The sequence below is a fragment of the Jannaschia sp. L-14R genome, from assembly GCF_056857695.1.
The window spans coordinates 768,022-779,889 of sequence record NZ_JBSXNP010000009.1 but is presented as its reverse complement, the minus strand read 5'-3'; the positions used below and the strand labels follow the sequence as shown (position 1 = coordinate 779,889).

The window sequence follows — 11,868 nt, the reverse complement described above, 5'->3', positions numbered from 1 at the left end:
TCCCGAAGCTCAAATCCCACTTGCGACGGATCGGGGCCAGAACTTCCAACGCTCTGTTTGAAGCTCCTGGCGACATCTGCGACCTCTTCGATCCACAGGAATGCTGGAACTCCGTCAAGGCTGCTGGATATGCCTCAGGTTAAAAGCAAAACGCTTTAGGATGCAGTGAGCCAGATCACCCGTGGCTTGGGGAACGCTTCATGCCTGTGTGATCCAACTAGCCGGACAGGTCGCTCTCATTCTTGATCCGGGCAATGCCGGAATATGGTGCAATGCAGGTCCGGGGGCGATGCTGATGAACTTGGTGCCTGGGGTCGTGCCTTGCTCGAAGGATACGTTCGGCGGCAACAAGCGGCTGACCGCTTTCGGAGATATTGCCGGATGATCTTGCTCTGTGAGTGACGGTGCCATGGCAAGGACAGAGCCGAGCCGCTCAGGTGCATGGAAGACGCCGGAGAAAACTGGCGCATAGATTTTGTTTAAACCGGATCAAGGGGTCCGGCGATGAAAACCGCCCCCGCTCTCCCGCGCAGGGTTTCGGATGCATATGGGCTCGGAATGATCGGGCCTGACTGAATTTTCATTTGAAAGATGCACCCATTGATCGATCCATGGCACAGCGACCAAGACGGGCCTGTCCCCATCACCATACATCGGATCGTGCTGTATTAGCCTTCCATCTCTTCGCAGCGCGATTTCAGAATGGGCAACGCCGCAGCCTCCAGATGGCGGAGCTTCCCACAAGCCTGCGGACATGCAGGCCGGAATGCCCATGTAAGATGGTGCCGCTTGAAGTCTTAGTTTCGCAACAGCCACGCGGTTACATTTCCTGCGCAATCAGCCCGGCCGGGTTGCCTTGGACATTTGACTCCATGATTTGCTGGTATGACCCTTTTCGCTGGAATTGACGTCAGCATGATGAGACATGTTCGTCGCTATCGTAGCCTTTGCGAGAAATCGTATGGATTTCTCATAGAAATCGTACACCGTTCGCCATGGTTACCTCGGCTGCGGACGAGACATGGGGCCTACGCGGCTTGCACCTCCGTTTCGGTCACGTCGGGACCCGCGCCACCGAACTTTCGGATCGACAGGGAGAGTCCGTGCGCGCTGGTTCTGAGGGTCTGACAGGCGGCAGTGGTTTCCTCGAACATGGTGGCATTTTGCTGCGATACCCGATCAAGGTCACGCAATGCCGCATTGATGTCGTGAACCCCGGTGGCCTGTTCCTCCGACGTTGCGGCGATCGTACTGATCCGTGTCGTTACAGTTTCGACAGCGGCAATGATCTTTTCCAATGCGTCGCCGGTGTCGTGGACGAGTGTCACCCCCCGCACGATCTGATCGCCGGATTGCGCGATCAAAGTGTTGATCCGGTTTGCCGCTTCCGACGAACGTTGCGCCAGCGCCCGAACTTCGGAGGCGACGACGGCGAAACCACGTCCCGCATCACCGGCGCGGGCGGCCTCCACTCCCGCATTCAGAGCCAATAGATTGGTCTGGAACGCAATATCCTCGATCATGGATGTGATCTTTCGCACCTCTCCTGCCGAAACCTCGATCTCGGCCATCGCGGCGATAGCCTGTCCCATGATCCGCGCGCCTGCTTCCGCTTCGGATCCCGTGGTAACCATGATCGCCTCGGCCTGTCCCGCATCTTCGGCCGTGATACGGATCAACTGCGTAAGCTGTTCGGTCGATCGGCTTATTCCCTCCAGAGTGGCCGCATGACGTTCGGTCCGCTGGGACAGATCCGTGGCTGCGGACGCAATTTCATCTGTTTCGTCCGAAATCGTCAGCGAAACCTGATGTATGTCGGACAAGGCGAATTCGAGAGATTCCAGAGTGCTGTCGAACCTGTCCGCCAGATCCTCGTACCCCTTCGGCAGAGTCCCCGACGTCCGGGACGACAAATCGCCGTCAGCCAGGCGTTCCAAAGCGCGCCGCAAGACCGTGATCGCATTCAGCTGGACCATTCGCTCCTTTTCCTGACGTTCTTCTTCGATCGTGCGCAGTTTCATGGCCTCTGCGTCCAGAGCTTTGGCGCGCTGCCCGTCGATCCGGCTTTGTTCGAGCGCGTTTTCTGCATCCTGCCGTGCGACATTCGCCTGCGTCTGGGCGGTCGTCGCATCGACCAGCGCAGCGGATGCCTGCCGCTCGGCGGTGATGGCCCGCGCCGTGGCCGCTTCGATCTTGGCCTTATCCTTCACCGCAGCATTGACCAGACGCGTTCGTACATGGATCGCAGCGCCGAGCCAGGCGACGTTGATCACGACTGCGGAAACATGGATCAATGTCCGCTGAAGCAGAAGCCATGGGTCTGCGATCGTCGATCCATAGAACAGGGCGGGCATCGCGACTGTTGCCAAGACATGATGGAGCGCAATGGCCGCGGCCGCGATAATGAGAGCGCGAAGATCGACGAGGGCCGCAGTGGCGGCGAGTGCTGCAAAGAAATACAGATGGACGTCCAGTTGCCATGGATGCGCCGCCATCGCGGTCGTCAGAAGCATGACCTGCCCGACCAGTGCCAGCCCCACGGCGATCCGGCCTATACCCTGGTCCAATCTGCGGATGCAGAAGCCGACGAGGGGCAGTGCCATGGACAGCGGGATCAGGACCCATGGCGTCATATCGTTCGCAATCGCCACCATGCCGATCGGAACGGTGCAGGCGAGGCAGGCCAGAAGCGCCAGTTGTGTCGCCTTTTCGCGACTGCGATTCAGGGATTTGTCAGGCATTCGCACCACACATGAAGCCGGGAAGGAGAGCCGCGTCCAACACCATTAGGGCGCCGGAAGCCTTGAGCCTGGACGAAAAGGATGCCGATGGGGAAGTTGCGACGACCCCGAATGGCGATGCGCCTTGGTCGATCAGATATCCACCGGCTGTCGTAACGAGCGACTCGGCTGACGGGCCAAATGGACGGGACAGGACCAGCACGGGAGCCCCCGGCGTGGCACCGGGCAAGACGGCGAGGGTTGCGGCAATACTCGTGATCGGAAACCACAGCAACGCCAGACCGGCAACAAGGGCGCGTTTGTTCATCATGCTGCCGTTGCTAACAGCCGAATCTTTCGGAACGCTTAAGGGGTGCGGCGTCTCTTCAAAGGAATTCCGGGCAATTAACGGGTTCTCAAGAAAGCGGCCCTACAAGACCACCCATGATATTACGATTCCAGATCGCCGCGCTCTGCCTCGGGCTTGTCTTCCTCGGAACGGCCGTGGTTGCCACGCTTCCGATTCCGCAATGACGGCCAGCCATCGCCCAATGACTATGTCGGCGATGAAGTACCCGCCCGCGATCCAGTCCCGATCCGCCAGCGATCCGGACAGGATGTCCAGCAGACGCTTCGCCTCAGCGGCGTACCGGTCGCGGGGCCGGGATCGTGGATGTCCTTACCTGCGAACTTCACGAAATAACCCAACTGACCGAGCATCGGGCCCAGCCCAGCCATCTGCCACATGAGCCATTGCATGACCCGCGCCTTGTCCGATGCGGTCGCACCGCCCAGCAGCCCAGTCTTTTCAGACAGATACAAAAGGATCGCCCCGCTTTCCCAAAGCCCGATCGGCGTGCCGTCCGGTCCGTCCGGGTCGATGATCGCGGGGATCTTGCTGTTGGGGTTCAGCGACAGAACGCGGGCGACTTCACATCCGCATCGGTCAGCGTCACGCGATGCGCCTCATAGGCCAAACCCGTTTCTTCCAGCGCAACGGCGACAGTCACATTCGGTGTCGGAAAGCGGAAAAGCTGTAACCCGCGTCGGATCTTCCGGCACCCGATGACGTGTGAGCGAAAGGCTGAAAGGTCCGTCATGCGCAACTTCTCGCGTTATGCCCCTCACCCGATACCCGCTGAAAGCGAAGAAAACGGGTGACTCAGTCGCGAAAACCGACAATGCCTGTGCCCGAATACCCGGACTGCCGGGATTTGCACGATAACGACCAAGCGAGGGACAATATGATAAATGAATTCAAGGATTTCATCGCCAAGGGCAACGTCATGGACCTGGCGGTCGGCATCATCATCGGGGCGGCGTTCACCGCCATCGTCACATCGCTGGTGGGCGATCTGATCAACCCGGTCATCGGCTTGGTCCTCGGCGGTGTCGATTTCACAAGCATGTATGTCGTGCTGTCCGGCGATGTACCCGCGGGTACGGGACTCGAGGCGGCGCGCGCAACTGGCGCGGCCATTTTCGCCTATGGTGCGTTCATCACCGCCTGCATCAACTTCCTGATCATCGCCTTTGTCGTGTTCATGCTGGTCAAGATGGTCAACCGGGTGAAATCCGTGGCGGAGCATCCAGACGACATTGCCCCCGAGGTGAAGACCGGCCCATCCGAACTGGATGTCCTTCTGGAGATCCGCGACAATCTGAAGCGCGGGGCATAATCCGCTCTCCAAGCGTGCAACGGGCCCGCAAGCGCGGGCCCCTTACACATTCGTCAAAGCATTCGCTCAGGCCAGAACGCTGTCCGCGTCGACCGACTCCAGACCCAGGGCTTCGCCCACGGCGGCATAGGTCAGCTTGCCGGCATGGACGTTCAATCCGTTCTTCAGATGCGCGTCATCGGCGCAGGCCTTTTTCCAGCCCTTGTTGGCCAGCGACAACAGGAACGGCAGCGTCGCGTTGCCCAGGGCAAGCGTCGAGGTGCGCGCGACCGCGCCCGGCATGTTCGCCACGCAATAATGCATGATGCCGTCGACCTCGTAGATCGGGTCTTCGTGCGTGGTGGCCTTCGACGTCTCGAAGCATCCGCCCTGATCGATGGCGACATCGACGATCGCTGCACCGGGTTTCATGTGCGACAGGTCCGCGCGCTTGACCAGTTTCGGCGCGGCAGCACCGGGGATCAGCACGGCACCGATCACCATGTCGGCCGCCATCACCAACTCGGCGGTATTGCCGGCGCTGGCGAAGCGGGTCTTGAAGGTGCCGCCGAAGGCATCGTCCAGATAGCGCAGGCGCGGCAGGGAGCGGTCCAGCACGGTGACATCCGCACCCATGCCTGCCGCGATCTTGGCGGCATGGGTGCCGACGACACCGCCGCCGATAACCACGACCTGCGCCGGGCCGACACCGGGAACGCCGCCCAGCAAGACGCCGCGCCCGCCATTGGCCTTCTGCAGGGTCCATGCCCCGACTTGCGGTGCCAGACGGCCCGCAACCTCGGACATTGGCGCCAGCAGGGGCAGGCCGCCTGCACGGTCCGTGACGGTTTCATAGGCGATGCAGGTCGCGCCCGATGCCAGCAGATCATTGGTCTGGGCGGGGTCTGGCGCAAGGTGCAGATAGGTGAACAATATCTGGCCTTCGCGCAGGCGCGCGCGTTCCTCCGACTGAGGCTCCTTGACCTTCACGATCATATCGGCGGTCGCAAAGACCTCCTCGGCGGTGTCGACGATCTTGGCACCGACCGCGAGATATTGTGCGTCGTCGAAGCCCGAGCCGACTCCCGCGTTCGTTTCGACGACCACCGAATGACCATGGGCGATCGCTTCCAGCGCGGCCATAGGCGTCATGCCAACGCGGAATTCCTGCGGTTTGATTTCCTTGGGGCAGCCGATGAGCATCATGTTCTCCCTGAGTTATATGGGCGCGATCATAGGGGTGACGGATTGCATGTATTTCGTTAACACAGGCGTATCAAATCCATCTTGCGCGAATAATTTGCGCTGTTTCATCAAAAACAGGAAATTTCAGCGTGGAGCATCAGATCGACGATACCGACGCCCGTCTGCTGCGCCTGGTGCAGCGGGACGCCCGACTTACTTCGGCGCAACTGTCTGAAAAGTTGAATCTTTCCCCCTCCGCCTGTCATCGGCGCCTGCAACGACTGGAGGCGACCGGCATAATTCACAAAACCGTCGCCTTGCTGAACCCGCGTGCCGTTGGACGCCCCACCACCGTTTTTGTCGAGATCAGCCTCGCGACACAGGCCGATGACGTCCTCGATGCGTTTGAGGCGGCGGTCACGCGTATCCCCGATGTTCTGGAATGCCACCTGATGACCGGGGCCTATGACTATCTGCTCAAGGTCGTCGCGCGCGATTCCGAAGATTTCGCCACCATCCACCGCCGCCATCTGGCGCGGCTTCCGGGTGTGTCCAAGATGCAGTCGTCCTTCGCGCTCAAGACGGTGTTCAAGACGACGGCCTTACCCGTTTAGCCAGCTCAGCCCGCCCATCACCAGCGCACCCGCGACGACTGCCTGAACGACGTCCTTGCGCCAGACGCCGACACCCAGTGCGGCGGCGGATGCAATCAGACGGATCGGGTCCGTTTCGCCGCCCGTCGCGGCGGGCCAGACGATCAGCGGTGCGACCAGCCCCGGCAGGACGGCTACCCCGGTATAACGCAGATGCCGCAACAGCCAGCCGGGCAGGGGCCGGTCGCCGACGATCCCCAGGAACACGAACCGTGTCAGATAGGTCAGCACCCCCAGAGCCGCGATGATACCCCAGACGCCGGGACCTCCGATCTCGACGGGACTCATGTTCTCTGTTCCGTGCCGACGGGTCGCGCCGCAGTCCTGCGCTCGACTTCCGCGCCGGTCATCAAGGCCAGGATCGCGGCCAGTATCAGCCCCAGATTCCACGGCACCCACACCAGTGCCAGCGCCCCAACGACCGACACGAAGGCCGCGGCAACATGCGCCCGCGTCTTCAACAAGGGTCCGACCAGCGCCAGAAATGCCAGCGGCAGCGCGAAATCCAGTGCCCATTCATCCGGCACCCGCGCGCCCAGGACGGCCCCCACGAACGTCGAACCGACCCAGGCGGGAAACACCGGCAGCGCGGTTCCGGCAAAATACGCGACCTTGTCGGCGATGCCCCAATCGACCCGGTCCTCATAGGCACTGACCGACAGCGCATAGGTCTGATCCACCAGGAAATATGCGATCAGTGACCGTTGCCACAGCGGTGCCGCCCCGATGTGCGGCACCATCGCCGCGGAATACATCGCCATCCGCAGGTTCACCGCCAGGGCCGACAGGACGACGATCACCGCTGGCACGCTGTCCAGCATCAGTTGCACGGCGGTGAACTGCGACGCGCCCGCGATCACCAGTACTGAAAAGCCCATGACCTGCGCGATGGGCAGACCCGCCTCCACGCCCAGCACACCGAACAGCGCTCCGAAGGGGACCATGATGACCAGAAACGGCAGCCCCTCGGCCACCCCGCGCCGGAACGGAGACCTTACCATCGCTTGCATCCCTCTCGCGTGACAGACAGGTTGCGATAACTCTCCGTCCGACAGGTCTCAAGTGTCTACGCAAACTCCCTCCACCCTGCGCGTCGCGCCCGACCCGAGTTCTCCGCGTTTGACGCGGGCCGTGACCGGCGTGGACCAGACCGGAGCGTCGATTGGCCTGCGCGTGGTCGAGGAACGCCCGCTGACGATATATCTCAACAGCCGCGAAATCGTCACGGCGATGACCATCGGCGACCACCCGGAATGGCTGGCGCTGGGATTCCTCGTCAATCAGGGAATGGTGCGCGCCGCGGACGAAGTGACGGGCATCGATTACGACGAGGAACTTGAAACCGTTGTCGTCCGCACCGCCGTGGAAACCGACCACGAGGCCAAGCTGGCCCGCGCCACCCGAACCTCCGGCTGTGCCGTCGGCACCGTCTTCGGCGACATGATGGAGGGGTTGGAGGGCCTGACCCTGCCGCCCACTCCGCTGCATGTCCGCGACCTCAATGCGCTGTCGAGCGCCATCAACCGCACGCCGTCTCTCTATCTGGAAGCGGGCGCCATCCACGGCACCTGCCTGTGCCGGGGGCCCGACCCGCTGGCGTATTTCGAAGACGTCGGTCGCCACAACGCCGTCGACAAACTGGCCGGATGGATGCGCGACACCGGCACCGATCCGGCGGACAAGACGCTTTATACGACCGGTCGCCTGACGTCCGAAATGGTGATAAAATGCGCTCTCATGGGGGTTCCGATCCTCGTCTCCCGCTCCGGCTTTACCGCCTGGGGCGTTGAAATCGCACGACAGGTCGGCCTGACCGTAATCGGTCGGATGAAAGGGTCGCGCTTCGTCTGCCTCAGCGGGGAAGGGCGCGTGATATGGGACGCGGAGTGATTGCCGTTCTGCTTGCGCTTGCGGTCCTGTTGCCCGGCCGTGGCATCGCCGGTGACGAACTGCTCCGCCTCCGGCAGGATCTGCGCCCCGTCGATATCGTGATCAATGGATACGGCGCGATGCTCCCCACCGTCGCCGTCACCCAGACCCGGTTTCTGTCGAGCCGTGCCACGGTAAACGTCACAGATTGCCTTCGCGCGGACCTGCCCGGCGCCGTCGTGGTGGATCTCGCGTCCTATGACTGGCCCGGAACCCGGTCGGCCCGCGACCATCAGACCTGTCTGCTGGCCATCTTCAACGCCTTGGGCGACCGCAACTCCATCCGGGCCTGGGTCGCGACCATCGTCGCGCCTCAGGCGCATCCCGGATGCCCGGCCCGCTGGAACGTGGAGGAGGTGTCCGACCTTGGCCCGGCGACCGTGGACATCTGGCGCGGGCGACAAACCATGCCGCTGATTATCGGCGTCATGGACCGCAAGGCGCTGTGGTCCGACACCTTGCGCGCGCCGGTCTACAGCCTGATCCGCACCACCTTCGACGCAGACGACCGCCCCCTTGTCGTCAAGGTCGAGATATTCACCATCGGCGACCGCTACGGATTGCAGCGGTGCCGATGACTCAGCCTCACGGCCTTATCCTCGCAGGGGGGCGCGCAACCCGCATGGGCGGCACCGACGCCAATAACATCGACAAGGGGCGTTTGCTTATCAACGGCACATCCCTCATCGCCCGCGTCATCAGCACCCTCGCGCCACAGGTCGACCGCATCGCGCTGAATGCCAACGGCGACCCGACGCGCTGGGCCGATCTGAACCTCCCGGTCCTGCCCGATACCGCGCCCGATCATCCCGGTCCGCTGGCGGGTGTCCTCGCCGGTCTGGACTGGGCCGCAGCGCTGGGCTGTCCGCATATCGTCACCGCCGCCGCCGACACCCCCTTCCTGCCGCCCGATCTGGTTCCCCGCCTGCTGGCCGCCGCCGGCCCCACGGGTCTGGCACTTGCCGCCACGCAGGAGGGTGCGAAGACCTGGCCGCAACCGACCTTCGGCCTCTGGCCCACCGCGCTGCGCAACGATCTGCGCGAGGCGCTCGCCCAAGGCACGCGCAAGATCCTGCACTGGACCGACCGTCACGGCGCGGGCCTCGCCATATTTCCCACAACGCCATGGGACCCGTTCTTCAATGTGAACACCCCCGAAGACCTCGCGCGGGCCGAGGCGATGGCATGATCCTGATGGGCATCATCGGCCACAAGAACGCGGGCAAAACCACGCTCACCGCCGCCCTCGTCACCGAACTCGCGCAGCGCGGGCTGACCGTCAGCACGCTCAAGCACACCCATCACGCCGTCGATCTGGAACAGCCCGGTTCCGACACGCATCGTCATCGCATGGCGGGCGCACGACAGGTGATCCTTGCCACCGATCACCGCCTGACCCTGATGGAGGAGGTGACGGAGCCGACCATCGACCACCTACTCTCTCGTCTGGCCCCCTGCGACGTCGTGCTGGCCGAGGGGTGGAAGCACGGCACCCACCCCCGCCTCGAGGTCTGGCGTCCCGAGACGGGCAAACCCCCGCTCGCCGCCGCCGATACCTCGATCCTCGCCATTGCCTGCACCGGCACCTGCGACCTGCCGCAACCGCGTCTCGACCTGAACGACATTCCCGCCATCGCGGATTTCATATGTTCGACCTGATCCTCGTCGCCGACTGGTCTGCCGCCGCCAGACCCACGGGCAAGACCCCCTGCAAGGACGCAATCTGGGTCTGCGCCGATCTTCGGGGGCATCAGACCGTCGAATATTTCCCGACGCGCGCGCAGGCCCTGGCTTTCATCGACGACTGGCTGAACCGAGGTCATCGCACCCTTCTGGGGTTCGACTTCGCCATGGGCTTTCCGCCCGGTTTCGCCGAAACCCTGACTGGCAAGCCGAATGCCCTGTCGGTCTGGGACTGGCTGGCCCGACACGTCGAGGACAATGCCGACAATTCCAACAACCGCTTCCACGTGGCCGAAACGATCAACCGCCGCTTTCCCGGCATCGGCCCGCTCTGGGGGCGGCCCGGCACACAGGACCATCCCGACCTGCCCGACAGGGGCAACGATCGCCGCGATCACGGGGTCCCCGATCATCGCACGGTCGAGGGCTTCACCCCTTCTGCCCAGTCCGTTCTGAAACTCTTCACCACCGGATCGGTCGGATCGCAGAGCCTTCTGGGCTGCGCCGCCCTGTCCGGCCTGCGCGCGCGCCACGCCTCCCTGCGGGTCTGGCCGCAGGAAACCGGTTTTGAGCATGTGAAAGATGCAAACCTGCTCGTCGAGATTTATCCCAGTCTGTACGAACCCGCCGATCATCCGATCAAGGACGCCGGTCAGGTCATCGCCACCGCCCGCGCCCTGCGCGCGGCCTCCGCTGATTGGTTCACCGCCCCCGCCAGTCAGCCCGACGCCGACCGCATCGCCACCGAGGAAGGGTGGATCTTCGGCGTCCTGCCCCCCTCCGACTGCTTTGCCCTGCCGCCGGGAACGGACTGGACGCCGGTCGATGTGGCGCTGGAGACGCTGCGCAGCGGCACGCCCTGCGGGATGGGCCGCGAAACGATCTCGATATACGCATCACCGGGTCGCATCCTCGCCGCCGACCTCGTGGCGACCCGCGCGAACCCGCCGCATGCAAACGCCGCCGTCGATGGCTGGGCCTTCGCCCACGCCACCCTCGCCCCCGGCGGCATCCCGGTCGTTGCGGGCCGATCCGCTGCCGGGCAGCCGTTCTCGGGGTCGATACCACCCGGCCATGCCGTCCGCATCCTGACCGGGGCGGAAATTCCCTCCGGCACCGATACGGTTGCCCTGCAGGAAGACGCGCATGTTTCGGATGATCTGTTGTATTTGAAGGCCATCCCGAGGATCGGCGCGAACACCCGCAAGGCGGGCGAAGACGTGACATCGGGTGATCCGGTCCTGTCGGCGGGCACGATCCTGCGCCCCACCGATCTGGCCTTCGCCATCGCCGCCGGTCACAGCAGTCTGTTGGTGCGCACCCGGTTGAAGGTCGGCGTTTTATCGACCGGGGACGAGATCACTTCCCCCGGCAGCGATACCGGCATACCGGACGTCAACCGTCCCATGCTGTTGGCAATGCTCGGGCAATGGGGGCTGGAGCCTGTCGATCTGGGCCATGCCCCCGACGAGGCCGACAGGCTTGCCGCGATACTGGACAAGGCCGGGACCGACGCGATTCTGACCTCGGGCGGCGCATCGACAGGGGACGAGGATCATCTGTCCCGTCTGATGCGCGACCGTGGCAGCGTCCATCACTGGCGCATCGCGATCAAACCCGGTCGTCCGCTGATGTTGGGACACTGGAACGACACGCCGCTGTTCGGTCTGCCCGGCAACCCGGTCGCGGCCTTCACCTGCGCCGCGCTCTTCGCGCGTCCGGCGCTTTTGCAGATGGCGGGGGCCGGGTGGCGGGAGCCGCAGGCAATCACCGTTCCGGCGGGCTTCGCCAAGCGCAAGAAGGCAGGGCGCCGCGAAGTTCTGCGCGCCCGGCTGAGGGGCGGTCAAGCCGAGATCTTCCGCTCGGAAGGGTCGGGTCTGGTATCAGGGCTCAGCTGGGCCGAAGGCTTCGTCCTGCTGCCGGACGGCGCGGTGACGGTCGAACCGGGCGATCCGGTCGACTACATCCCGTTCAGCGAACTCGGGTTGGGCTGAACGTCCGCCCCGGATCACCCGCAGATCACCCGTGCATCACCCGTCG

The 11,868-nt window shown here is 63.5% G+C and carries 12 protein-coding genes and 1 pseudogene; 7 read left to right on the top strand and 6 right to left on the bottom strand.

What is annotated here, in order from left to right; translation table 11 throughout:
* Positions 1-1,028: 1,028 nt before the first annotated feature.
* The 3 genes and pseudogenes from AC13C2_RS08325 to AC13C2_RS08315 form a co-directional block, all read right to left on the bottom strand.
* Positions 1,029-2,741, bottom strand: coding sequence for a methyl-accepting chemotaxis protein (locus AC13C2_RS08325; RefSeq protein WP_482886508.1), 1,713 nt, complete (start codon positions 2,739-2,741; stop codon positions 1,029-1,031).
* The gene (locus AC13C2_RS08320; protein WP_092765022.1) at positions 2,734-3,051 is read right to left on the bottom strand and encodes a hypothetical protein; all 318 of its coding nucleotides are present in this window, start codon (positions 3,049-3,051) and stop codon (positions 2,734-2,736) included. The genes AC13C2_RS08325 and AC13C2_RS08320 overlap by 8 nt, the downstream gene beginning before the upstream one ends.
* Before the next feature lie 207 nt (positions 3,052-3,258).
* Positions 3,259-3,820 (bottom strand): annotated as a pseudogene (locus tag AC13C2_RS08315) (glutathione S-transferase N-terminal domain-containing protein); the annotation flags it as partial.
* A 144-nt stretch (positions 3,821-3,964) separates the two neighbouring features.
* On the opposite strand from AC13C2_RS08315, the gene mscL reads away from it, so the two are divergent.
* Positions 3,965-4,399, top strand: a complete 435-nt coding sequence (mscL, locus tag AC13C2_RS08310) for a large conductance mechanosensitive channel protein MscL (RefSeq protein WP_339644280.1) — start codon at positions 3,965-3,967, stop codon at positions 4,397-4,399.
* A gap of 66 nt (positions 4,400-4,465) precedes the next feature.
* On the opposite strand, the gene ald is transcribed toward mscL, so the two are convergent.
* A complete protein-coding gene (ald, locus tag AC13C2_RS08305) occupies positions 4,466-5,581 on the bottom strand; it encodes an alanine dehydrogenase (RefSeq protein WP_092765017.1) in 1,116 nt (371 codons plus the stop codon).
* 131 nt (positions 5,582-5,712) lie between these two features.
* Between ald and AC13C2_RS08300 the strand changes: the two genes are divergently transcribed.
* Positions 5,713-6,177, top strand: coding sequence for an Lrp/AsnC family transcriptional regulator (locus tag AC13C2_RS08300; RefSeq protein ID WP_175495930.1), 465 nt, complete (start codon positions 5,713-5,715; stop codon positions 6,175-6,177).
* Here AC13C2_RS08300 and AC13C2_RS08295 read toward each other — a convergent pair.
* Together AC13C2_RS08295 and AC13C2_RS08290 are read right to left on the bottom strand one after the other, a co-directional pair.
* Positions 6,166-6,504: an AzlD domain-containing protein gene (locus AC13C2_RS08295; protein WP_092765015.1), complete on the bottom strand. Its 339-nt coding sequence runs from the start codon at positions 6,502-6,504 to the stop codon at positions 6,166-6,168. The genes AC13C2_RS08300 and AC13C2_RS08295 overlap by 12 nt on opposite strands.
* Complete coding sequence (locus tag AC13C2_RS08290) at positions 6,501-7,217, bottom strand: AzlC family ABC transporter permease (protein ID WP_245737662.1); 717 nt, start codon at positions 7,215-7,217, stop codon at positions 6,501-6,503. Before AC13C2_RS08290 ends, AC13C2_RS08295 begins: the two co-directional genes overlap by 4 nt.
* A gap of 61 nt (positions 7,218-7,278) precedes the next feature.
* On the opposite strand from AC13C2_RS08290, the gene AC13C2_RS08285 reads away from it, so the two are divergent.
* From AC13C2_RS08285 to AC13C2_RS08265, 5 genes are read left to right on the top strand one after another with little or no spacing between them, the layout of a single operon-like run.
* Positions 7,279-8,106, top strand: a complete 828-nt coding sequence (locus AC13C2_RS08285) for a formate dehydrogenase accessory sulfurtransferase FdhD (RefSeq protein WP_092765011.1) — start codon at positions 7,279-7,281, stop codon at positions 8,104-8,106.
* Complete coding sequence (locus AC13C2_RS08280; RefSeq protein WP_092765009.1) at positions 8,091-8,723, top strand: hypothetical protein; 633 nt, start codon at positions 8,091-8,093, stop codon at positions 8,721-8,723. Before AC13C2_RS08285 ends, AC13C2_RS08280 begins: the two co-directional genes overlap by 16 nt.
* On the top strand, positions 8,720-9,334 hold the full coding sequence (gene mobA / locus AC13C2_RS08275; RefSeq protein WP_482886504.1) for a molybdenum cofactor guanylyltransferase MobA: 615 nt from the start codon (positions 8,720-8,722) through the stop codon (positions 9,332-9,334). The genes AC13C2_RS08280 and mobA overlap by 4 nt, the downstream gene beginning before the upstream one ends.
* Positions 9,331-9,804, top strand: a complete 474-nt coding sequence (gene mobB / locus AC13C2_RS08270) for a molybdopterin-guanine dinucleotide biosynthesis protein B (protein WP_482886502.1) — start codon at positions 9,331-9,333, stop codon at positions 9,802-9,804. Before mobA ends, mobB begins: the two co-directional genes overlap by 4 nt.
* Positions 9,792-11,822 carry a molybdopterin-binding protein gene (locus AC13C2_RS08265; RefSeq protein ID WP_482886500.1) on the top strand — a complete coding sequence of 677 codons (2,031 nt, stop codon included), beginning with the start codon at positions 9,792-9,794 and terminating at the stop codon, positions 11,820-11,822. Before mobB ends, AC13C2_RS08265 begins: the two co-directional genes overlap by 13 nt.
* Positions 11,823-11,868 lie beyond the last annotated feature (46 nt).

Excerpts from the sequence above, each read along its gene's own strand:
- AC13C2_RS08325 (WP_482886508.1), bottom strand. The coding sequence starts at position 2,741 with ATGCCTGACAAATCCCTGAATCGCAGTCGCGAAAAGGCGACACAACTG.
- AC13C2_RS08320 (WP_092765022.1), bottom strand. The coding sequence starts at position 3,051 with ATGATGAACAAACGCGCCCTTGTTGCCGGTCTGGCGTTGCTGTGGTTT.
- mscL (WP_339644280.1), top strand. The coding sequence starts at position 3,965 with ATGATAAATGAATTCAAGGATTTCATCGCCAAGGGCAACGTCATGGAC.
- ald (WP_092765017.1), bottom strand. The coding sequence starts at position 5,581 with ATGCTCATCGGCTGCCCCAAGGAAATCAAACCGCAGGAATTCCGCGTT.
- AC13C2_RS08295 (WP_092765015.1), bottom strand. The coding sequence starts at position 6,504 with ATGAGTCCCGTCGAGATCGGAGGTCCCGGCGTCTGGGGTATCATCGCG.
- AC13C2_RS08290 (WP_245737662.1), bottom strand. The coding sequence starts at position 7,217 with ATGGTAAGGTCTCCGTTCCGGCGCGGGGTGGCCGAGGGGCTGCCGTTT.
- AC13C2_RS08280 (WP_092765009.1), top strand. The coding sequence starts at position 8,091 with ATGGGACGCGGAGTGATTGCCGTTCTGCTTGCGCTTGCGGTCCTGTTG.
- mobA (WP_482886504.1), top strand. The coding sequence starts at position 8,720 with ATGACTCAGCCTCACGGCCTTATCCTCGCAGGGGGGCGCGCAACCCGC.
- mobB (WP_482886502.1), top strand. The coding sequence starts at position 9,331 with ATGATCCTGATGGGCATCATCGGCCACAAGAACGCGGGCAAAACCACG.
- AC13C2_RS08265 (WP_482886500.1), top strand. The coding sequence starts at position 9,792 with ATGTTCGACCTGATCCTCGTCGCCGACTGGTCTGCCGCCGCCAGACCC.